General features: G+C 73.8%; 17 protein-coding genes. 14 read left to right on the top strand and 3 right to left on the bottom strand.

Features of this window, described 5'->3' with window-relative positions:
- Positions 1-32: 32 nt before the first annotated feature.
- The 12 genes from HPC71_RS11365 (at position 33) to HPC71_RS11310 (ending at position 12,225) form a co-directional block, all read left to right on the top strand.
- Positions 33-1,160, top strand: a complete 1,128-nt coding sequence (locus HPC71_RS11365) for a succinylglutamate desuccinylase/aspartoacylase family protein (protein ID WP_154614192.1) — start codon at positions 33-35, stop codon at positions 1,158-1,160.
- The gene (locus tag HPC71_RS11360) at positions 1,157-2,236 is read left to right on the top strand and encodes a pyridoxal-phosphate dependent enzyme (RefSeq protein ID WP_154614194.1); all 1,080 of its coding nucleotides are present in this window, start codon (positions 1,157-1,159) and stop codon (positions 2,234-2,236) included. The genes HPC71_RS11365 and HPC71_RS11360 overlap by 4 nt, the downstream gene beginning before the upstream one ends.
- Positions 2,233-3,744: a M81 family metallopeptidase gene (locus HPC71_RS11355; protein WP_154614196.1), complete on the top strand. Its 1,512-nt coding sequence runs from the start codon at positions 2,233-2,235 to the stop codon at positions 3,742-3,744. The genes HPC71_RS11360 and HPC71_RS11355 overlap by 4 nt, the downstream gene beginning before the upstream one ends.
- Before the next feature lie 44 nt (positions 3,745-3,788).
- The gene (locus HPC71_RS11350) at positions 3,789-4,178 is read left to right on the top strand and encodes a RidA family protein (protein WP_154614198.1); all 390 of its coding nucleotides are present in this window, start codon (positions 3,789-3,791) and stop codon (positions 4,176-4,178) included.
- Positions 4,179-4,210: 32 nt separating this feature from the next.
- Entirely contained in the window at positions 4,211-5,095 is an 885-nt protein-coding gene (locus tag HPC71_RS11345) for an SMP-30/gluconolactonase/LRE family protein (protein ID WP_171896704.1), read from the top strand.
- A 122-nt stretch (positions 5,096-5,217) separates the two neighbouring features.
- The gene (locus tag HPC71_RS11340) at positions 5,218-6,792 is read left to right on the top strand and encodes an ABC transporter substrate-binding protein (RefSeq protein WP_154614202.1); all 1,575 of its coding nucleotides are present in this window, start codon (positions 5,218-5,220) and stop codon (positions 6,790-6,792) included.
- Positions 6,793-6,941: 149 nt separating this feature from the next.
- Positions 6,942-7,889 (top strand): ABC transporter permease, encoded by a 948-nt coding sequence (locus tag HPC71_RS11335; RefSeq protein WP_154614204.1) that lies wholly within the window; start codon positions 6,942-6,944, stop codon positions 7,887-7,889.
- Positions 7,886-8,776: an ABC transporter permease gene (locus tag HPC71_RS11330; protein WP_154614206.1), complete on the top strand. Its 891-nt coding sequence runs from the start codon at positions 7,886-7,888 to the stop codon at positions 8,774-8,776. The genes HPC71_RS11335 and HPC71_RS11330 overlap by 4 nt, the downstream gene beginning before the upstream one ends.
- Positions 8,773-9,804, top strand: coding sequence for an ABC transporter ATP-binding protein (locus HPC71_RS11325; protein ID WP_154614207.1), 1,032 nt, complete (start codon positions 8,773-8,775; stop codon positions 9,802-9,804). The genes HPC71_RS11330 and HPC71_RS11325 overlap by 4 nt, the downstream gene beginning before the upstream one ends.
- Positions 9,801-10,640: an ATP-binding cassette domain-containing protein gene (locus HPC71_RS11320; RefSeq protein ID WP_154614208.1), complete on the top strand. Its 840-nt coding sequence runs from the start codon at positions 9,801-9,803 to the stop codon at positions 10,638-10,640. The genes HPC71_RS11325 and HPC71_RS11320 overlap by 4 nt, the downstream gene beginning before the upstream one ends.
- Positions 10,637-11,419 (top strand): SDR family NAD(P)-dependent oxidoreductase, encoded by a 783-nt coding sequence (locus HPC71_RS11315; RefSeq protein WP_154614209.1) that lies wholly within the window; start codon positions 10,637-10,639, stop codon positions 11,417-11,419. Before HPC71_RS11320 ends, HPC71_RS11315 begins: the two co-directional genes overlap by 4 nt.
- The gene (locus HPC71_RS11310) at positions 11,404-12,225 is read left to right on the top strand and encodes an aldose 1-epimerase (protein WP_154614210.1); all 822 of its coding nucleotides are present in this window, start codon (positions 11,404-11,406) and stop codon (positions 12,223-12,225) included. The genes HPC71_RS11315 and HPC71_RS11310 overlap by 16 nt, the downstream gene beginning before the upstream one ends.
- Positions 12,226-12,248: 23 nt before the next feature.
- Here the strand turns inward: HPC71_RS11310 and HPC71_RS11305 are convergent, their stop codons facing one another.
- Complete coding sequence (locus HPC71_RS11305) at positions 12,249-15,164, bottom strand: FAD-binding and (Fe-S)-binding domain-containing protein (protein ID WP_154614211.1); 2,916 nt, start codon at positions 15,162-15,164, stop codon at positions 12,249-12,251.
- A 17-nt stretch (positions 15,165-15,181) separates the two neighbouring features.
- The gene (locus tag HPC71_RS11300; protein WP_154614212.1) at positions 15,182-16,486 is read right to left on the bottom strand and encodes an aspartate aminotransferase family protein; all 1,305 of its coding nucleotides are present in this window, start codon (positions 16,484-16,486) and stop codon (positions 15,182-15,184) included.
- 88 nt (positions 16,487-16,574) lie between these two features.
- On the opposite strand from HPC71_RS11300, the gene HPC71_RS11295 reads away from it, so the two are divergent.
- Positions 16,575-17,861: an alanine racemase gene (locus HPC71_RS11295; RefSeq protein ID WP_171896703.1), complete on the top strand. Its 1,287-nt coding sequence runs from the start codon at positions 16,575-16,577 to the stop codon at positions 17,859-17,861.
- 23 nt (positions 17,862-17,884) lie between these two features.
- Here the strand turns inward: HPC71_RS11295 and HPC71_RS11290 are convergent, their stop codons facing one another.
- Positions 17,885-18,730 (bottom strand): fumarylacetoacetate hydrolase family protein, encoded by an 846-nt coding sequence (locus HPC71_RS11290; protein WP_154614214.1) that lies wholly within the window; start codon positions 18,728-18,730, stop codon positions 17,885-17,887.
- Positions 18,731-18,853: 123 nt separating this feature from the next.
- Between HPC71_RS11290 and HPC71_RS11285 the strand changes: the two genes are divergently transcribed.
- The gene (locus HPC71_RS11285) at positions 18,854-20,386 is read left to right on the top strand and encodes a M81 family metallopeptidase (RefSeq protein WP_154614215.1); all 1,533 of its coding nucleotides are present in this window, start codon (positions 18,854-18,856) and stop codon (positions 20,384-20,386) included.
- Positions 20,387-20,391: the final 5 nt, after the last annotated feature.

Below are 20,391 nucleotides of genomic sequence, written 5' to 3'. Positions count from 1 at the left end.
AGGGGATAGGCCGGCGCGTCGCCTGCGTCGGAATGGTCCCGTGTCTGCGCCAAAGCCCGGCTCTCCGTCCTGCCGCTCAGCATGACGCCGAGCACCTCGTGGTCGCGGATCAGCGTAGTGCACCGGACCCGCCGGTGGCGGCGTACGAAGCGGTCTCGCGCCTGGACTTAGACGGCTTCCGAGCGAACCCGACTGCTACCGTTCTCCGAAACGCAGATTTCTTTACGTGGAATATGAGGACGGTCGGAATGGGCGCTGAACGGGTAGGGGAGGCGCTCCCGCGCCTCCGTCTGACGAGGGGTCGGCAGCCCGGTCCCACGGTCGCGATCCTCGGTGGTGTGCACGGCGACGAGCTCGAGGGAGTCCTGGCCGCGCGCCGGGTCCTGGCCGCGCTCGACCCCGAGGGGCTGCGTGGCTCGGTGCGGGTCGCCGCACCCGCGCATCCCGCGGCGTGGGCGTCCGTGACCCGGGCCAGCCCGGTCGACGACCTCAACCTGGCGCGGGTCTTCCCCGGGAGCCCGGAGGGCCGTCCGACCGAGCGCGTCGCGGCGTACCTGACCGATCGGCTCATCGCGGGCGCCGACCTCCTCATCGACCTGCACTCGGCGGGCGAGGGCTTCGACATGCCGCTGCTGGCCGGCTACCACGCGGGCGAGGGGCCCCGGTGCGAGCGAGCGGCCGAGGCCGCCCGGGCCTTCGGGGCGCCCTTCCTGTGGCAGCACCCCGACCTCTCGCCCGGGCGCTCCCTGTCCGCGGCGGCCGACCTCGGCGTCCCGGCCCTCTACGTCGAGGGACACGGTGGCGGCCAGGTCCGCAGCGCCGACCTCGACTGCTACGTCGACGGCGTGCTCCGGGTCCTCCACCACCTCGGGATGATCGAGGAGGCGCCGGCGCCCGCGGCCCCGTCGACGACCGTCCGGGGCGACGGGGACACCGACGGCGGCGTCGAGGCCGACGTCGACGGCTACCTGGTCACGGCCACGGAGGTCGGCCGACTGGTGCGCGCGGGGGAGCGGCTCGGGTCGATCCTCGATGAGGAGGGGTGCACGGTCGCGGACGTCCGCAGCCCTCAGGACGGGGTCGTCATGCTGGTCCGCCGCCGGGCGCGGGTGAGCGCGGGCGACACGCTCGCGATCGTCGCCGAGCGGGTGGACGCATGAGCGCCGCCGCGCTCCCGGTCGACCGGCTCAGCATGGGTGAGGGCGGGACGCCGATGGTCGCCCTGCACGCGCTCGCCGAGCGCTGGGGACTGGCCGGGCTGTGGGCCAAGGCCGAGTACCTCAACCCGACCGGGTCCTACAAGGACCGCATCGCCGCCGAGAGCATCCGGGTCGCCCTCCGCGACGGCCGCCGGGGCTGGATGGCGACGTCGTCGGGCAACGGCGGCGCCGCGATGAGCGCCTACGGCGCCCGGGCGGGTCTGCCCGGGGTGCTGCTCGTGCTCGAGGACGCCCCTGCCGAGAAGCTCGCGTCGATCGCGCCGTACGGCGTGCTCCGACTCTCGATGCCGCTGCTCGGTCCCGACGTGATGGCCCGGCTGGGCGAGATCGCCGAGGATCACGGCCTGCTGCTCACCATCACCGCCCACGCCCACAACCCCGAGGGGATGCGGGGCGCCGACGGCATCGGCGAGGAGATCGCCGCCCACGGGCACGCCACGCACGTCTACGTCCCGACCGGCGGCGGTGGCCTGCTCGTCGCCACCGAGCGCGGGCTGCGCGCCGGCGGGTCGGACGCGGCCGTGGTCGTCGCCCAGCCGGCCGGTTGCGCGCCCATCGCCCGCGCGGTGTCGGGCGAGCTGTCCCGGCCCCGCATCGACACCTGGGAGACCCGGATCTCCGGGCTGCAGCTGCCGGTCCCGCCCGACGGCGACCTGGCCCTCGACGCCGTCCGCCGCTCCGGTGGCTGGGGCGCGCCCGTGGCCGACGAGGACGCGTGGGCGGCGCAGAGCCTGCTGGCGCAGACCGAGGGCATCTTCGTGGAGCCCGCCTCCGCGCTCGCCCTGGCCGCGGTCCGCCAGGACGTGGAGGCCGGCCGCCTGGGGCCCGACGACCAGCCGTGCGTCGTGCTCACCGGCCACGGTCTCAAGGACCTCGGCCGCTTCGTCGCACCGGAGCACCGACCCGCGCCCACCACGCTCGACGAGATCCCCCAGCGGGTGCAGTCCTGGCTGGGTCGACCCCACGAGACACCCGCCCCCCACGCGGGGCCCGGAGAGAGGAACCCCCGCACATGACCCGTCTGGCAGTCCTCGGGCTCGGGCACGAGACCAACACGTTCTCGACCGTCCCAGCCGATCTGGCGACCTACGAGGACGGCGGCATCCACCGTGGTCAGGAGATGGTGGAGCACTACGCCACCTCGCAGGCCACCTTCGCCGGCTTCCTCGCCGCGCAGGACGACGACCCCGACCCCGCCGAGCTGGTCCCCCTCCTCGCTGCCTGGATCAACCCGTGCGGTGCGGTGACGGCGGAGGCCTTCGAGACCATCGTCGGCGAGATGGTCGACCTGCTGCGGCGGGAAGGACCCTTCGACGGCGTCCTCCTCGGGCTGCACGGCGCGGCGGTCGCGGAGGGCGTCCACGACGCCGACGCCGAGATCACCTCCCGGGTGCGCGCCGTGGTCGGCCCCGACGTGCCGATCGGCGTGGTCGTCGACATGCACGCCAACGTCGATGAGCGGCTCGTCGAGGCGTGCGACGTGCTGCTGCCCTACCAGACCAACCCGCACGTGGATCCCCGCGAGCGCGGGATCGAGTGCCGCAGCCGGGTGCTCGAGATCATCCGCACCGGCCGGCGGCCGGGGCTCGCGCTCGAGATGCTCCCGCTGGTCGTGACGATCACCCGGCAGGACACCGCCGAGGAACCGATGGCCTCGCTGCTCGCCCGGTCCCGCGAGCTCGAGCAGCTCCCGGGCGTCCTCGACGTCAGCATCGTCGAGGGGTTCCCGTACGCCGACGTGCCCCAGATGGGCATGTCGGTGGTCGCGGCCCACGAGGACGGCCGCGAGGCCGCGGCCGAGGTGGCCCGGACCATGGCCGCCGAGGTGTGGGCGGCCCGCGAGCAGCTCCAGGGCGGCGGGCTCTCCGTCGACGAGGGGCTGGACCGGGTCGCCGAGCACACCGGCGACGAGCCGCTGCTCGTCCTGGACGTGGGCGACAACGTGGGCGGCGGCGGACCGGGTGACTCGACGGTCCTGCTCGCCGAGGCCGTCCGCCGCGGGATCGACGGCGTGGTCGTCGTCCTCCTCGACCCGGCGACCGTGGCGGCGCTGGCCGGCCGCGAGGTCGGCGAGCGCGTCGAGGTCGCCGTCGGCGGGCGCAGCGTCGAGCAGGAGGGCCGGCCGGTGCCGATCGACGCCGTCGTGGTCGGCCGCTCCGACGGGCGGTACGAGGAGCCGAAGATCGCCCACGGCGGCCTGCGCTTCTTCGACGCCGGCGACATGGTCGCCCTGCGCACGACCGAGGGCGTCACCGTGGTCCTCACCTCCAAGCTGGTCCAGCCGATCACCCCCAACCAGCTGCGCTCGGTGGCGCTCGACCCGAGCTCCTTCCGCGCGATCGTCGCCAAGGGGGTCAACGGACCGCGCGCCGGCTACGCCGACGTCTGCGGGGGACACCTCGTCGTCGACACCCCCGGCGTCACCCGGCTCTCGGTGGAGGCGTTCGCCTACGCCCACCGCCGCCGCCCGATGTACCCCTTCGAGCCCGCCACGGCCTACCCGGCCGATGCGCGCGACTCCTGACCTTCCTGTCCTCCCTTCCCACCCCACCGAAAGAGAGATCCACCATGCCCCGTGAGGCCATCACCGGTGACGTGCCGGTCAGCCACCTGCCCTTCTCGCCCGCGATCCGGGCGGGGGACTTCATCTTCGTCTCGGGCCAGGCCTCCGTCGACGACACCGGCGCCTACGTCGAGGAGGACTTCGCCGGCGAGATGGAGCGCTCCCTGGCCAACGTCGCCCGGATCCTCGAGGCGGCGGGTGCGTCGATGGACGACATCGTCCAGGTCCGCTCCTTCCTCGGCGACATGGCCTACCGCGACGAGTACAACCGCCTGTACCCCCAGTACTTCAAGGCCGCGCCGCTGCCGGCGCGCACCACGGTCGCCGGCGGCATCGGCGCCCTGAAGTACGAGGTCGACGTGGTCGCCTACCGCCCCGTCCAGGCGGACGGCTGACGGTGCGGCCCGCACCGCTCGAGGTGGTCGCCGTGGACGCGCCGGCGTGCGCGCTCGGCGAGAGCCCCCGCTGGGCGCACGGCGCCTGGTGGTGGGTCGACGCGGCCGCCGGCGTGCTCTGGACCTGCGGGCCCGGCCTGGACGACGTGCGCGAGGTCGTCCGCACCGGCCGCCGGATGAGCGTGGCTCATCCGGCGGCCGGCGGGCGGGTCCTCATCGCCCAGGACACCGACCTGCTGGTGCTCGACCCCCGGTCCGGGGCCACGACGCCGTGGGCGACGGTCCCGCTGCCCCCGGGCCACCTGCTCAACGACGGGTCGGCGGACCCCGCCGGGCGGTTCTGGATCGGCTCGGTGGACCGCGAACGGCGCCCTGGCGCAGGCAGCCTCCACGTGGTCGAGACCGACGGCTCCGTCCGCCGGGTCGCCGGTGGGATCACCCTCTCCAACGGGATGGTGTGGTCCGGCGACGCACGGCTGCTGCACGCCGACTCCCTGGCGCGGTGCCTGTGGGAGCACGAGGTCGACCCACGCGCTGGGACCGTCGCCCGCTCCCGGCGCTCGATCGAGCTGCCCCCCGGTCCGGACGCGGACGGGCCGGCCCTGCCCGACGGACTCGCCCTCGACGTCGACGGCGGCGTGTGGGTGGCGATGTACGGCACGCACGAGGCGTGGCGCCTGGTCGACGGTGCGGTGCGCGACGTCGTACGCGTGCCGACGCCGCAGGTCACCAGCGTGGCGCTCGGCGGGCCGGACGGGCGCGACCTGCTCGTCACGACCGCCCAGGAGGACATGGACGCCGCGGCCCTCGCCGCCGACCCCGCGGCGGGCCGGGTCTTCCATGCACGGGTCCGAGTGCCGGGCGTCCCGGTTTCGCTCTATGGACCAACGAGTGCACCTGGCGTAACACGAACTTAACTGGGTTTGCAGGTTTGAACCCTTGACCAGGGTTGTTTCGATCCAGATACTGAACCCGTCGTTTTATTAGTTGGAACGCCGGCGCGGAGATTCCGGCCTGCGCGAGCGAGAGGGGGGCCTTCATGGGAAGGCAACGAGCAGGGCGGTTCGGTCGAGGACTGGCTGCGGCCGCCGTCACGTGCGGCCTGCTGTTCACGGCCGCCTGCGGATCGGGCGGCGACAGCAACGGGAGCGGTGGGGGCGGCGTCGCGGCGTCGGCCCGCGCGGACCAGGACAAGGCGGTGTTCCTCGCCCTCCAGGACCCGGGCACGATGGACTACGTCAAGAACAACCTGACCGCGCTGGTCCTCTGGCTGCCCGGGAACGTCGTGGAGCCGCTGGTGACCTTCGACGAGGACGGCGAGGCGCAGCCCGCGGTCGCTGAGTCCTGGGAGATCAACGAGGACCAGACCGAGTACACGTTCACCATCCGCGAGGCCTCCTTCTCCAACGGTGAGCCGGTCACCGCCGACGACGTCGTCTACTCGCTGACCGCGATGCAGGAGAGCCCGATCACGACGTACGCCGCGCCGTTCGCGGCCGTCTCGTCGATCAAGGCCACGGGCGACCGCGAGGTCACCGTCACGCTGAGCCGGCCGAGCCAGTCCTTCTTCCGTGGGATGGGCGGCATGTCCGGTCTCATCCAGCCCGAGGCCTCGGCCGGGAGCATCGCGACCAAGCCCATCGGCACCGGCCCCTACGTGCTCGACGCCTACAAGCCCAACTCCGGGCTGACGTTCTCCCTCAACAAGGAGTACTGGGGCGAGGAGCCCAGCCTGAAGGAGGTCGAGGTCAAGATCGTCCCCGACGGCACCGCAGCGCTCAACGCGATGCGCGCCGGCGAGGCCGACGCCATGCCGGTCATCACCATCGACCTGTGGGAGCGGCTGACCACGCAGGGGTTCGACAAGGACTTCGAGATGGTCACCTACCCGCAGAACGGCGAGATGCTCTACGTCGCGATGAACAGCCAGCGACCGCCGCTGGACGACGTCGAGGTGCGCCGCGCGCTGGCGCAGTCCTTCGACCGTCAGCAGTTCATCGACGCCTTCAACGCCCCGTGGGGCGCCACGGCCACCTGTGGCTACGGCCTCTCCGACGACCCGCAGTTCACCGAGGAGGGCGAGGAGTGCCCCTCGCCGTTCGACCCGGACGCCGCGAAGACGGCGCTCCAGGAGGCCGGCTACGGGGGCGAGCCGCTGGAGTTCGCCTCGCTGAGCGACGTGCCCGACCTCTCGCTCCCCGCGGACCTGCTGATCCCGCAGCTTGAAGGGGTGGGCGCGAACATCGAGCGCAACGCCCTGGAGCTGGCCCGCTACTCCCAGCTGATCTTCCAGGGCCGGCCGCCGGAGTTCGACGTGACCGTGATGTCGGACCCCGCGCCGATCACCCAGTTCGCGTGCACCGACCAGGCCAAGGCCGGGTGGACGACGTACTGCAACCCGGAGATGACCGAGCTGATGGAGCAGGCCGACGCCGCGCTCACCACCGAGGAGCACGACGACCTGATGGCCCAGGCCAACCAGGCTCTGATGGACGACGCCGTGATCGTCGGTCTGCTGGCCAAGGACGGGGTCGGCCTCATCCACCCCGACCTCAAGGGCTGGCAGGAGCCGAAGATCCACATCGACATCAACTTCGCCAACTTCAGCTGGTGACAGCTCGTCGCTGAGGGCGGATCCGGGAGAGCCGACCAGGCTCTCCCGGGTCCGCCCCTGCACCCACCACAGGATCACCGCCCGGCCGCTGCAGCCCGGGGGGATCTGCGACCACTGCCCGGCTCCGCCGGGCGCAGGAGAGGACACCGATGCTGGTCTTCCTTGCGCGACGCCTCGCCTTCTTCGGGTTCGCGCTGGTCACCGCCTCCATCCTGATCTTCGTGCTCATCCGGGCCGCCGGCGGCAACGTCGCCGCGGTGATGCTCGGCAAGGGCGCCACTCCGGAGGCCATCGACGCCCTCGAGGCGGAGCTGGGGCTCGACCGTGCGCTGCCGGTGCAGTACTTCGACTGGGTCGGCGGCATGCTGACCGGTGACTTCGGCACCTCGTTCCGCACCGGCGAGCCGGTCACGAAGCTGCTCACCGACAGCCTGCCGGTGAGCGTCCCGCTCGCCTTGGGCGGCATGCTCCTGGCCCTCGTGATCGCCCTGCCGGTCGGGACGTACGCCGCCACCAAGGCCGGCACGCCGATCGGTGCGCTGGTCGCCATGCTGAGCCAGGTCGGCATCGCCATCCCGGTCTTCTGGGCCGGCGTGCTGCTCTCGATGTTCGTCGGGCTGCGCCTCGGCTGGCTGCCGACCGGCGGGTGGACCCCGTGGTCGACGTCGGCCGTGGACGCCGCCCGCTCGCTGGTCCTCCCGGCGCTCGCGCTGGGCATGGTCATGGCCGCGACGCTGAGCCGGTACACCCGCACGGCGGTGATGGACGTGATGAACGAGGACTTCGTCCGCACCGCCCGCGCCACGGGCATGACCCGCCGTGGTGCCCTGATGCGGGTCGGCGTCCGAAACGCGGCGCTCCCGCTGGTGACCGTCGTCGGGCTCCTGGCGGCCGAGCTGATCGGCGGCACGGTGATCATCGAGGAGGTCTTCTCCCTCCCGGGCCTGGCCCGGATGATCCTCTCGGCCGTGAGCGCCCGCGAGATCATTGTCGTGCAGAGCTCGGTGATGATCATCGTCGCGTTCGTCATGCTCGTGAACCTGACCGTCGACGTCCTGTACGGAGTCCTCGACCCACGCGTAAGGGTGTCTCGATGAGTGCTGCTGTCGAAGGTTCGATGATCGCCGGGGACCTCTCCGGCAAGGCGGCCCGGCGGCGCCGGGCCGCGTGGAACGTCTCGCTCGTGGTGGGCATCGTGATGACCGCCGCCTTCCTCCTCGTGGCGGTCGTCTCCCTGTTCTGGACGCCGGCGGACCCCAACGCCGTCGCGCCCGCGGACCGGCTCCTGCCGGCGGGCTCGCCCGGGCACCTGCTCGGCACCGACGCGCTCGGCCGCGACGTCGCCAGCGCCCTCATGGTCGGTGCGCGCAGCTCGATCATCGTCGCCGCCGGCGCCGCCTTCCTGGCGCTGGTGGTCGGCACGGTGGCCGGACTGGTCGCGGCGTCCTCACGCCCCCTGGTCGACGAGTCGGTGATGCGGGTCGCGGACGTCCTGCTCTCGATCCCCGGCATCGTCTTCGCCCTGGTGCTGGCCGCCACGGTCGGCGCCGGGATCGGCTCGACGATCTTCGCGCTGTCGGTCTTCCTCATGCCCTCCTACACCCGCGTCGTGCGGGCGGCGGCGCTGCGGGTGCTCGGCGAGGACTACATCACCGCCGCGCGCCTCTACGGCCGGCGCAAGCTGTTCATCCTCACGCGGCACGTGGTCCCGAACATCCTCTCGGTGATGATCGTGCAGTTCACCCTCTTCTTCGCGGTGGGCATCCTCACCGAGGCGGGCCTGTCCTACCTCGGAGTCGGCGTCAACCGCCCCGACGTCTCCTGGGGGATGCTCCTCAAGGAGGCGCAGGAGACCGTCGGTGTCTCGAGCCCGCTGGCCGTCTGGCCGGGGCTCGCCATCGTCTTCGCGGTGCTGGGGCTCAACCTGCTCGGCGACGGACTCCGTGACGTGCTCGACCCCCGGATGCGAAAGAGGGCCCGATGAGCGACCGTGGAACACCGACCGGGCCCGCCCCGGTGACGTCCGGGGCCGAGGCCGACCTGGTGCTGGACGTCCGCAACCTGGTCGTCCGGACCTCGGACCTCACCGCCGTGCGCGGTGTCGACATCCAGGTCCGGCGGGGCCAGCGGGTGGGCATCGTCGGCGAGTCCGGTGCCGGCAAGAGCCTGACCGCGCTGGCCGTGATGGGCCTCCTGCAGCCGGGCTGGCGCACCGAGGGCGAGGTCCACCACGACGGCGTGGACCTCACCACCATCTCCGACCGCAGCTTCTCCGGCCGGCGCGGCCGGACCCTGTCGATGGTCTTCCAGGACCCGCTCTCGGCGCTGAACCCGACCAAGCGGGTGGGCGCCCAGATCACCGCGGTCATCCGCCGACACCTCAAGGTCTCGCGCGAGGAGGCCAGGGCACAGGCGCTGGACCTGCTCGCCCAGATGAACCTGCCCCGCCCCGAGCAGATGCTCCGCGCCTATCCGCACGAGCTCTCCGGGGGCCAGCGCCAGCGGATCATGATCGCGATGGCGGTGGCCTGCTACCCGCAGCTGATCATCGCCGACGAGCCGACCACCGCGCTGGACGTCACCGTCCAGAAGCAGGTGCTCCGGCTCCTCGACCACGCCGTGAGCGAGCGGGGGAGCGCGCTGCTCATGATCACCCACGACCTGCCGGTGATCGCCGCGATGTGCGACCACGTGGTCGTCATGTACGGCGGCCGCGTGATCGAGGAGGGCCCGGTGGACGTGGTCTTCCGGTCGCCCCGCCACCCCTACACGCGCGGGCTGCTGGACTCCCAGCCGACGCTGGACAACATCGAGCTGGAAGGGACGACGCGGTTGCCCTCGATCCCCGGAAGCGTGCCGCCGCTGCACCTGATGCCCACCGGCTGCCCGTTCCGCACCCGGTGCGCGCGCGCCGACGCCCGCTGCGAGGTGGTGCCGGTGCTGACCGGTGAGGACTCCCGGGCCGCCTGCTGGCACCCGGAGCGCACCGACGCGATGGCGGTGGCCCGATGAGCGCGGCGCCCGAGCAGGCATCGGGCACCACCCCGGTCATCGCCGCGGTCGGGGTGAGCCAGGAGTACAAGCTCGCACGGACCCGGCTCCTCGGCCCCCGAGGCCGGCTCGACGCCCTCACGGACGTGGACTTCCACGCGATGCCCGGCGAGGCGATCGGCCTGGTCGGTGAGTCCGGCTCGGGGAAGTCCACCCTCACCCGCATCCTCGTGGGGCAGGAGGCGCCGACCGCGGGCGTCATGCAGCACCGCGGCCAGGACATCTGGACCGCGGACCGCGAGGCCCGCCGCGACTTCCGACGCTCGGTGCAGCTGGTCCTGCAGAACCCGCGCTCCTCGCTGGACCCCCGGATGAAGGTCGGCGCGTCCCTGGTGCAGCCGCTGCGCTCGCTGGCCATCGACGTCGACCACGGCGCCCGGGTCAAGGAGGTGCTCGACCAGGTCGGGCTCGGGACGGACGCCTTGGCGAAGTACCCCCACGAGTTCTCCGGGGGACAGCTCCAGCGGATCGCCATCGCCCGGGCGCTGATGCCGCACCCGAAGGTGGTCATCGCCGACGAGCCGGTCTCCGCCCTGGACGTCTCGATCCAGGCGCAGGTGCTGAACCTGCTCAAGGACCTGGTCGCCGAGCTGGGCCTGACCCTCGTGCTCATCGCCCACGACCTCAGCGTGGTCGCCTACACGACCAGCCGGGTCGCGGTCATGTCCGGCGGGCGCATCGTCGAGACCGGGAGCCCCATGGATCTGTTCACCCGACCGGAGGCCGAGGCCACCCAGGCCCTGGTCGACGCGGTACTGACCGTCGAGGGCGGTCTGGCAGGAAGGTCGCTGACATGACGACACCCATCTCCGGAGGCCGGCTGCGCGGGCAGACGGCGCTGGTCACCGGCGGCTCCCGCGGGATCGGCGCCGCGGTCGCCCGGTCCTTCGTCGCCGAGGGCGCGGCCGTGGCCGTGGCCCACGAGCCCACCCCCGCCATGGCCGAGGCGGCCGAGCAGCTGGTCGCCGAGCTGAGGGCCGCCGGCGGCACCGCCGTTGCGGTCCCCGGCGACCTCGCCACGCCGGACGGGCCGGGCCAGGTGGTCGCGGACGCCCGCGCCGCGCTCGGCCCGCTGAGCACGGTCGTGGCCAACGCGGCCGCGTCCGGCCGCTCGCCCTACCACGAGCTGACCGTCGAGCAGTGGGACCTCGTCCAGGCGGTCAACACCCGCGGCACCTGGCTGCTCGCCAAGGCCGCCCGCGACGACCTGGTCGCCACCGGCGGCAGCATCATCAACCTGACCTCGGTGATGGTCCGGACCGGACAGCCGTGGGCGGTGCACTACACCGCCTCGAAGGCGGCGATCCTCGGCATGACCCGCGCCCTCGCGCGCGAGCTCGGCCCGCACGGCGTGCGGGTCAACGCGGTGATGCCCGGCGCGATCCGGACCGAGAACGAGGTGGAGCTCGACCCGGACGCCGACAAGGTGGCCGCGGAGATCCTGCCCCTGCAGTCGCTCCAGCGGCGCGGGATGGCCGAGGACCTCGCGGGCGCCTTCGTCTTCCTCGCCAGCCCCGAGGCCTCGTTCATCACCGGACAGGTGATCAACGTCGACGGCGGATGGGTGATGTACTGAGCGTGCGGCTGGTCGCCGGCGGGATCTCCGCGGCGATCGACTCCACCCGAGGCGCCCGGCTCACGAGCCTGCGCCTGCACGGGACCGAGCTGCTCGGCGGCGCCCCGCACGAGGGCCCCGGGCCCTCGTCCTGGTTCGACGGCAGCTTCCCGATGGCGCCGTACGCCGGGAACGTCCGGGACGGGCGCTTCTCCTTCGAGGGGCGCGAGCACCGGCTGCCCCGCAACAACGGTCCCCACGCCGCCCACGGTCTCGTCGAGGACGCGCCGTGGGAGGTCGTGCGCCACGACGCGCGCTCCGCGGAGCTGGCGGTGGCGCTGCCGCCGGAATGGCCCTTCGGCGGCGAGGTGCGGCAGCGGGTGGTCCTCACCGAGGAGTCGCTCGAGGTCGAGCTGCGCTGCCGCAACGACGAGCGGCCGATGCCCGCGACCCTCGGCTTCCACCCGTGGTTCCGCCGGGACCTGGGCCAGGGGCCGGTCGAGCTCGAGGTGGCACCCGGCCTGAGGTACCAGCCGCTGGCGCCGGGCATCCCCGGCGAGCCGGGGACCGACCTGGGGCAGCGCCCGTGGGACGACGTGTTCACCGCGCTGGCCGCTCCGCCGGTGCTGCGCTGGCCGGGTGGCCCCGTGCTGACGGTGGAGAGCAGCTCCGCGACCTGGATGCTCTACGAGCAGCTGGCGCCCGCCCTGTGCGTGGAGCCGCTCACGGCGCCGCCGGACAGCCTCGGCACTCCCCGCGGCCACGTGGTGGCGCCGGGAGCGGACCTGCGGCTGACCATGCGGCTGCGCTGGGACCTGCCGGGCTGATCCGGGCCCCAGCGCGGGCGCCGTCACCGCGTGCACTCCTCCAGCAGCTCCAGCACGTGGCGGTAGCTGCGGCCGGTCGCGCGCGACATGCCCATCTCGCAGGTGCGGTTGTCGGAGACGTAGGCGTCGAAGCGGTGCCCGGAGACCTCGGCGGCCTCGGGGGCCGTCGCGGCCGCAGTCACCTCGGGGTGGAGCATCCCGCGGTCGCCGGCGAAGCCGCAGCAGCCCCAGCTCGCCGGGACCACGACCTCCTCGGCGACGGCGGCGGCCACGGCCTCGAGGTCCCCGCGGGAGCCCAGGTGCACCGCGGAGCACGTCGGGTGGACGGCCACCGAGCGCAGCCGCCGGGAGACCTCCAGGCGGGGGAGCACGGTGGTCCGGACGAAGGTCACCGCGTCGACGACGCTCAGCTGCCGTCCCGCGTCGGCCCGGCCGGCCCGCTCGACCACCTCGCGCAGGCCCAGGCTGCACGACGCGGCGTCGCTGACCACCGGGAGCCGGCCCTGGTCGGAGAGGGCCCAGACGGCCTCGAACGTGCGAGCGGACATCCGCTCGTAACCCCGGGTCAGCCCCTTCGACTGCCACGGGGTGCCGCAGCACAGGCCCGCGACGTCCTCGGGGACCGCCAGCGCGAGCCCCGCGCGCTCGCAGAGCGCGCGCAACGACTCGGCTGCGCCCGCGTCTCGGGCACCGGTGCCCGCAGCGACATCCGTGGAGCCGCAGGCGGAGCCGGCGCAGCCGCAGCTGCCGCCGCATCCGGTGCCGGCGGCGTCGGCGGCGCCGAAGAGCGAGCCCACGCAGGAGGGGAGGAACACCGCGGCCGGGGCCGGGCCCGTTTCGCGGGGCCCGGTGCCGGTCCTGCGCGGGCCGGGGGAGGGGAGGTCGTCGGCGAGCTGGGGGACCCAGTCGCGGGAGAGCACGCTGCGCGCGGCCCGGGAGCCGCCGGCGACCACGTTCGCCGGCAGGGCGTCCGCGAGGCGGAGCCCCGCACGCACCCCGGTGACCGCGCCCTGCCAGTGGTCCGCGGCGACCGCTCCGGCCCGCTGGACGAGACGGCCGTGCCGCTCGGCGCGGACGCGCTTCATCACCGCGCCGGTGTCGATGGTGACCGGGCAGGCGGTCCGACACATCGAGTCGGCCGCGCAGGTGTCGACGGCCTCGTAGGCGAAGTCCTCGTCGAGCGCGCGCACCCGGGCCACGTCGCCGTCCGCGACCGCCTGCGCGCGCTCGCGCATCAAGACGATGCGCTGCCGCGGGGTCGTGGTGACGTCGCGCGAGGGGCAGACCGGCTCGCAGAACCCGCACTCGACGCAGGTGTCCACCGCACCGTCGACCGCGGGGGTGGTCTTCAGGTGGGCCACGTGGGCGCGCGGGTCCTCGTTGAGCACGATGCCGGGGCTCAGCACCCCGGCGGGGTCGCACAGCCGCTTGACCTCGCGCATGACGGCGTACAGCTCCTCGCCGTACTGCCGGCGGACGTACGGCGCCATGATCCGGCCCGTGCCGTGCTCGGCCTTCAGCGACCCGCCCGCCCCGAGGACGAGGTCGACGAGGTCCTCGGTGAACGCCTCGTAGCGGGTGACCTCCGCGGGGTCGTCGAACCGCGGGGTGATCATGAAGTGCAGGTTGGCGTCCTTGGCGTGGCCGAAGACGACGGCGTCGTCGTAGCCGTGCCGCGCGAACAGCTCGATGAGCCGCTCGGTGGTCTCGGTGAGCACGGGCAGCGGGACGACGATGTCCTCCAGCAGCGCGGTGGTGCCGACCGGGCGGGCGCCGGCGACGGCGGTGTAGAGCCCCTTGCGCAGGTGCCAGAGCCCCGCGCGCTCGCCCGGGTCGCGCGTGAACGCGGCGGGCGTCGTCAGCGGCAGGCCGCCGACGACGCGGTCGGCCTGCGCGACCTCGGCGTCCAGCTCGTGCTCGGTCATCGCCTGGAGCTCGACGAGGAGGGCGGTGTGCGAGGCGACCGCCAGGCCCGCCAGGGCGGGGCCGGCCTCGGGCTCGCGCTGGACCACCCGCAGGGAGGCCGCGTCGAGCAGCTCGACGGTGCGGGCGCCGGCCTCGAGCAGGGCCGGCAGCGCGTCGGTGGCGTCGGTGAGGGAGTCGAAGACGAGCAGCGCCGTGGCGGCGTGCGGGCGCACCGGCACGGTGCGGAAGACGACGTCGGAGACGAACCCCAGGGTCCCCTCCGAGCCGACGAGGAGCCGGGCGAGGATCTGCACCGGCTCGTCGTGGTCGAGGAAGGAGTCCAGGGAGTACCCCATCGTGTTCTTCATCGAGAACTGGTGCCGGATGGTGGCCACCGAGTCCGGGTTCGCCCGGACCCGGTCGCGCAGCGCGGCGAGCCCGGCGTGCAGCGCGGGCTCGGCCGCTCGCAGCAGGTCGTCGGCCCCGGGGTCGGAGGTGTCGACCGTGGTGCCGGACGGCAGCACGAAGGTCAACGACTCCACGGTGCGGTAGGCGTTGTGCTCGGTGCCGCAGGCCATGCCCGAGGAGTTGTTGGCCACGACCCCGCCGACCGTGCACGCGGCCTCGCTGGCCGGGTCCGGGCCGAGCCGGGTCCGGTGCGGGGCCAGCCGGGCGTTGACGGCACGGACGGTCGCGCCCGGACCCGTGCGGACGAGCGCGCCGCCCTCGAGCACCTCCACCCGCCGGAAGCCCCGGCGGGTGTCCACGAGCACCCCGTCGGTGCCGGCCTGCCCCGAGAGACTGGTCCCTCCCGAGCGGAAGGTCACCGGCAGCGCGTGCGCGGAGGCCACCCGCATCAGGCGGGCGACGTGCTCGGCGTCGCTGGCGGTGACCACCGCGCGGGGGTGGAGGAGGTAGTGCGAGGCGTCGTGGGCCATCGCGGCGAGGTCGACCACGCGGGTGCGGACCTCGCCGGGGGCGCTGACCGCCTCCAGCGCCGCGCGCTCGGTGCCGTCGAGGGCGGCGGAGGACATCGCTCGGTGCTCCCGGCTCAGCGGGCCACGGGCCCGGGGCCCTCGGCGAGCGTCGCCGCGAGGGCGTCGTCGAGGACCTGCACGGTGTGGGCGACGTCGGCGTCGGTGTGCGCGGTGGAGAGGTACCACCGGCCACCGGGGAGGGTGAACACGCCGCGGCGCAGCAGCTGGACGGTGAGCCGGTCGTAGAACTCCTGGTCCGCGCCGATGAAGTCGGTGAAGGTGCGGGCGTCCGCGACCCCGGCGATGCACTGGACGACCGGGCCGACCTGGTTCACGGTCACCGCGAGGCCGTGGCGGGCGAAGCCGGCGCGGATCCCGTCCGCGAGCGCCCGGCCCTGACGCTCGAACGCGTCGTACACCCCGGGCTCGTCGAGCGCGTCCAGCGTGGCACCGGCCGCGGCCAGCACGACGGGGTTCCCGTTGTAGGTGCCGGCGTGGACGATGCCCTGGGTGGTGCGCTCGAGGATCGACGCGCGGCCGGCGATGGCGGCCAGCGGGTAGCCGCCCGCGATCGCCTTGGCCAGGGTCACCAGGTCGGGGGTCACGCCGTAGCGGGTGACCGCGCCGCCGCGGTCGATCCGGAAGCCGGTGATGACCTCGTCGAAGACCAGCACGGTGCCGGTGGCGTCGCACAGCTCGCGCAGCCCGGCCAGGAAGCCCTCCGGGGGCTCGATGACCCCGGAGTTGCAGAGCACGGGCTCGCAGAAGATCGCCGCGATGTCGGAGTCGGGAGCCTTGAGCGCCTCGGCGACGGCGTCGAGGTCACCCCACTCGACCAGCACCAGGTCCTCGAGCGCGGAGGGGTTCTGGCCCTGGCTGCCGAGGCCGAGCGTGCCGTCCGCGCCGGGCCGGTAGCCGACCAGCATCGGGTCGGACCACCCGTGGTAGTGCCCGCCGAACTTGATGAACCGTCGGCGGCCGGTGACGCCGCGGGCCAGGCGCAGGGCCACCTGGGTGGCCTCGGTGCCGGTGTTGCTCCACAGCACGCGCTCCATGCCGGGGATGCGGTCGAGGACCTTCTCGGCGACCTCGGCCTCGAGCAGGTGCCCGGTGCCGTACGTCGCCCCCAGCGGCAGCTGGGCGCTGACGGCGGCGGTCAGCCCCGGGTGTCCGTGGCCGAGGATGACCGGGCCCCAGCCCAGGACGTAGTCGAGGTAGCTGTTGCCGTCGAGGTCGGTGAGCCGGGGGCCCGCGCCGCCCTCGACGAAGATCGGGTGCGGCTTCATCGACGCGCGGAGGCCGGTCGAGACGCCACCCGCCAGCGATCCCTTGGTGCGTTCCCAAGCGCGCTCCGAGGCAGGCCAGGCGGCGATCGTCATCTGCGGTTCCTCTTCCCAGGTCGTCGTGCTGTCGAAGTTCTGTTGAGTAGAACTCCAGTTTCAGTAGATGCAACGCTACTGTGCGGACATGACCACGTCAACAGAACGTCCTGCCGCCTGCGAGCCCGGTCATCGGTCCGACCGGACGGTTCCCACGTCCCGCTACCGCAGCCTCCCCGACCCCGCGGTCGACGCCGCCGAGGTCGGCGCGCAGGGGTGGGTCCTGGACGACCTGCTGCTCCCCGCGATGGTCCTGCGCGACGACGCCCTGCGCCACAACATCGCCCTGCACGCGCAGTGGTGCGCCTCGGTCGGCGTCTCCCAGGCGCCGCACGCCAAGACCCACCTGTCTCCGGAGATCGTGCGCCTCCAGCTCGACTCCGGCGCGTGGGGCATGACCGTGGCGACCGTGCACCAGGCGCGGCTCCTGGCCGAGGTCGGGGTGCAGCGGATCATCCTGGCCCACCAGGTCGTGGACGCCGCGAACGTGCGCGCGCTCGCGAGGCTGCTCGAGCAGCGCCCCGACCTCACCGTGATGCCGCTGGTCGACTCGGTCGCCGGCGCCCGGCTCCTCGACGCCCACCTGGCCCGGGTGCGGCCCGGACGACGGATCCCCGTGCTCGTCGAGCTCGGCGTCCCCGGTGGCCGCACCGGTGCCCGCGGGCTCGGCGCCCTGGAGGCCGTGGCGCGCGTGGTGCACGAGAGCGAGCGGCTCACGCTCGCCGGGGTCGAGGGGTTCGAGGGGATCCTCCCGGTGGGCCGCGGCGCCGAGCACCTCGCGCCCGTGGACAGCTACCTCGCCCGGCTGGCCGAGGCGGCGGCCGCGCTGGACGCGCACGGGCTCTTCGCGGACGTCGAGGAGGTGGTCGTGACCGCCGGGGGATCGGTCTTCCCTGACCGGGTCGCGGCCATGCCCCGCCCCGCGCTGAGCCGGCCGCTGCGGGTCGTGGTGCGCTCCGGTGGCACCGTCACCCACGACCACGGCCCCGACGCGGCGTACCCCCCGCTCGCGCCGGAGGCGGGACACCCGCTCGGCGCGCTGCGCCCCGCCCTGGAGCTGTGGGCCGCGGTCGTCTCGATCCCGGAGCCGGGGCTCGCGCTGGCCGCCTTCGGCAAGCGTGACGCCCCCTACGACGCCCGGCTGCCCGAGGTCCTCGAGGTCCGCCGGGACGGGGAGCCGGTCGACGCGGCCGGGGTCGTGGTCGACCGCGTCAACGACCAGCACGGGTTCCTCCGTCACGACGGACAGCTCGAGGTCGGGGACGTGCTCCGGATGGGGCCGACCCACCCCTGCACGGCCTTCGACAAGTGGCCGCTGGTGCCGCTGGTCGACGATCGCGACGCCGTGGTGGGAGCGGTCACGACCTGGTTCTGAGCAGGGGTGGGGCGGTCCGGGGCTCAGGCCTGGCGCAGCGTCTGGCGCTGGGCCCCGAGGCCGTCGATCGACACCTCGACGACGTCGCCCGCCCGGAGGTAGGGGAACCGCCCGGAGAGGGCGACGCCCTGCGGCGTACCGGTGTTGATCACGTCGCCGGGCTCGAGCACGGCCACCTGGGAGAGGTGCCAGACCAGGAAGTCGACGCTGAAGATCAGGTCGGCGGTGGTCGAGTCCTGGCGGGGCTCGCCGTTGACCCACGACCGCAGCCGGAGGTTGCCGGCGTCGACCTCGTCGGCCGGCACCAGGGCGGGACCGAGGGGGTTGAAGGTCTCGCAGCACTTGCCCTTCGACCACTGCCCGCCCGAGGCCTCGAGCTGGAACTCCCGCTCGGAGACGTCGTTGGAGATCGTGTAGCCGGCGATGTGCTCGCGCGCCTGCGCCGGCGACTCGAGGTAGCGCGCCCGCTTGCCGATGACGACGGCGAGCTCCACCTCCCAGTCGGTCTTGGTCGACCCGCGCGGGACGAGGACGTCGTCGTCGGGCCCGACCACGGTGTTCGGGGTCTTGAAGAACAGGACCGGCACCTCGGGCGGCTGCGCGCCGGACTCCGCGGCGTGGGCGGCGTAGTTCATCCCGATGCACCACACGGCGTGCGGACGGGTGATCGGCGCGCCCCGGCGCAGGTCGGTCACGTCGACCTGCGGGAGCGTGCCCTCGCCGAGCGCGCGCCGCACCTCGGCGATGCCGTCGCCGGCGAGGAAGTCGCCGTCGATGTCCGGGGTGATCGGCTGGAGGTCGTAGGCCACGCCAGCCTCCACGACGACGGGGCGCTCGGCGCCGGGGTCTCCTACACGCATGAGGTGCATGCGGCATCTCCTTCGGTGGCTGTCTCGACGGCGCGGCAGGCGCGCCGCGACCATTCCCGTGAATGGTACGGTACTTTCGACTACTGAAACGAGTACCGGCTCCCCGTCCCGAAGTGAGGGCACGTGTCAGGTCCCATCGACGCCACTCGTCGCCAGCCCCGCGGCCGCATCGCGGTCGCCGGTCTGATGTTCGAGGCGAACACCTTCGTCCCGGGGGTCACCCCGCTGACCGCCTTCGAGACCTCGACGTACGCCGAGGGCGACGCGGTGCTGACCGCCGGCCAGGGCCTGGACTCGATCGCGGGCGCGGTCGCCGTCTGCACCGCCGCGGGGTACGACGTCGTCCCGACCACGTCGGCGGGCGCGATGAGCGGCCCGAAGGTCGCCGCGGGGGTCTACCCCGCGCTCCGGGAGCGGCTGCTCGCCGGCCTCGCGCCGCACCGCGGAGCGGTCGACGGGGTCTACCTCCAGCTGCACGGCGCGATGGTCGCCGAGGACGAGCTCGACGTCGAGGGCGACCTCGTCGAGGCGGTCTCCGCCCTCATGGGCGTGCCGGTCGCGATCTCGCTGGACCTGCACTGCCACTTCACCGAGCGGATGGCCGCAGCCACCCCGCTCGTCGCCGGCTACCACACGCTGCCCCACGTCGACATGGTCAGCACCGGCGAGCGGGCGATGCGCCTGCTGCTCGCCCAGCTGGACGGGGCCACCCCGGTGCTCGCCCGGCGCGGGGTCCCGATGATCACCTCCGCGGAGGGCCAGGACACCAACCACCCGCCGGTCAGCGAGATCATCGCCCGGATGCAGGCCCTGCTGGCCGAGCCGGAGGTGCTGGACGCCTCGCTGTTCATGACCCAGCCGTGGCTCGACGTGCCCGGCCTGGGCTGGTCGGCGGTCGTGGTCACCGACGGGCGCCCCGACCTCGCCGAGGCCTACGCCGACGAGCTGGCCGCTATGGCCTGGGAGCGTCGCGAACGGGTGGTCGCTCCGAAGGTCGCCATCGACGACGCGCTCGCCCGGGTCTCCGCGACCCGGCCCGACCCGGCCCAGGGCCCCTTCGTGCTCGGTGACGGTGCCGACAGCGTCTCGGCCGGCGCGGCCGGGGACGGGGTGGAGGTGCTCGCCGCCCTCATCGGGCTCGAGCAGGCCGGCGGCCTCCCCGGCCGGGCCCAGGTCATCGTCACCGACGCGGACGCCGCCCGGCAGTGCGTCGCGGCGGGTGTCGGCTCCGTGGTCGAGCTGCGTGTCGGCGGGTCGCTGGCGACCGACTTCCACCAGCCCGTCACGCTCTCCGGGACCGTGGTCACGGTCACCGACGGGCGCTTCCAGTCGCTCTACCCGCCGGCGCCGGCCGACCTCGGGTCCGCCGTGGTCGTGCGCGTGGGGACCGAGCTGTACGTCGTCGTGACCGAGCGGCCCGCGAGCCAGCTCGACCACCAGCTCTACACCCGCGTGGGCCTCGACCCCCGGCAGGCCCACGCGGTCGTCACCAAGTCGGCCGGCGGCTACCGCGCCTTCTTCGAGCCGCTCGCCCGCGAGTGCCTCGACGTCGACACCCGCGGCCCCTCGGACTCGCGCCTCGAGCGGCTGCCGTTCCGTCGGGTCGACCGACCGCTCTACCCGCTGGACCGCGACATCGTCTGGCCGGCCGGCTGAGCCGC

The organism is Nocardioides marmotae, assembly GCF_013177455.1.
Taxonomy (GTDB): Bacteria; Actinomycetota; Actinomycetes; order Propionibacteriales; family Nocardioidaceae; genus Nocardioides; species Nocardioides marmotae.
This window is presented reverse-complemented; position numbering and strand designations above follow the sequence as displayed.

What these genes read in the sequence shown, in the direction of transcription:
- HPC71_RS11365 (WP_154614192.1), top strand. Translation starts at nt 33, where the DNA reads ATGGTCCCGTGTCTGCGCCAAAGCCCGGCTCTCCGTCCTGCCGCTCAG.
- HPC71_RS11360 (WP_154614194.1), top strand. Translation starts at nt 1,157, where the DNA reads ATGAGCGCCGCCGCGCTCCCGGTCGACCGGCTCAGCATGGGTGAGGGC.
- HPC71_RS11355 (WP_154614196.1), top strand. Translation starts at nt 2,233, where the DNA reads ATGACCCGTCTGGCAGTCCTCGGGCTCGGGCACGAGACCAACACGTTC.
- HPC71_RS11350 (WP_154614198.1), top strand. Translation starts at nt 3,789, where the DNA reads ATGCCCCGTGAGGCCATCACCGGTGACGTGCCGGTCAGCCACCTGCCC.
- HPC71_RS11340 (WP_154614202.1), top strand. Translation starts at nt 5,218, where the DNA reads ATGGGAAGGCAACGAGCAGGGCGGTTCGGTCGAGGACTGGCTGCGGCC.
- HPC71_RS11335 (WP_154614204.1), top strand. Translation starts at nt 6,942, where the DNA reads ATGCTGGTCTTCCTTGCGCGACGCCTCGCCTTCTTCGGGTTCGCGCTG.
- HPC71_RS11330 (WP_154614206.1), top strand. Translation starts at nt 7,886, where the DNA reads ATGAGTGCTGCTGTCGAAGGTTCGATGATCGCCGGGGACCTCTCCGGC.
- HPC71_RS11325 (WP_154614207.1), top strand. Translation starts at nt 8,773, where the DNA reads ATGAGCGACCGTGGAACACCGACCGGGCCCGCCCCGGTGACGTCCGGG.
- HPC71_RS11320 (WP_154614208.1), top strand. Translation starts at nt 9,801, where the DNA reads ATGAGCGCGGCGCCCGAGCAGGCATCGGGCACCACCCCGGTCATCGCC.
- HPC71_RS11315 (WP_154614209.1), top strand. Translation starts at nt 10,637, where the DNA reads ATGACGACACCCATCTCCGGAGGCCGGCTGCGCGGGCAGACGGCGCTG.
- HPC71_RS11310 (WP_154614210.1), top strand. Translation starts at nt 11,404, where the DNA reads ATGGGTGATGTACTGAGCGTGCGGCTGGTCGCCGGCGGGATCTCCGCG.
- HPC71_RS11305 (WP_154614211.1), bottom strand. Translation starts at nt 15,164, where the DNA reads ATGTCCTCCGCCGCCCTCGACGGCACCGAGCGCGCGGCGCTGGAGGCG.
- HPC71_RS11300 (WP_154614212.1), bottom strand. Translation starts at nt 16,486, where the DNA reads ATGACGATCGCCGCCTGGCCTGCCTCGGAGCGCGCTTGGGAACGCACC.
- HPC71_RS11295 (WP_171896703.1), top strand. Translation starts at nt 16,575, where the DNA reads ATGACCACGTCAACAGAACGTCCTGCCGCCTGCGAGCCCGGTCATCGG.
- HPC71_RS11290 (WP_154614214.1), bottom strand. Translation starts at nt 18,730, where the DNA reads ATGCACCTCATGCGTGTAGGAGACCCCGGCGCCGAGCGCCCCGTCGTC.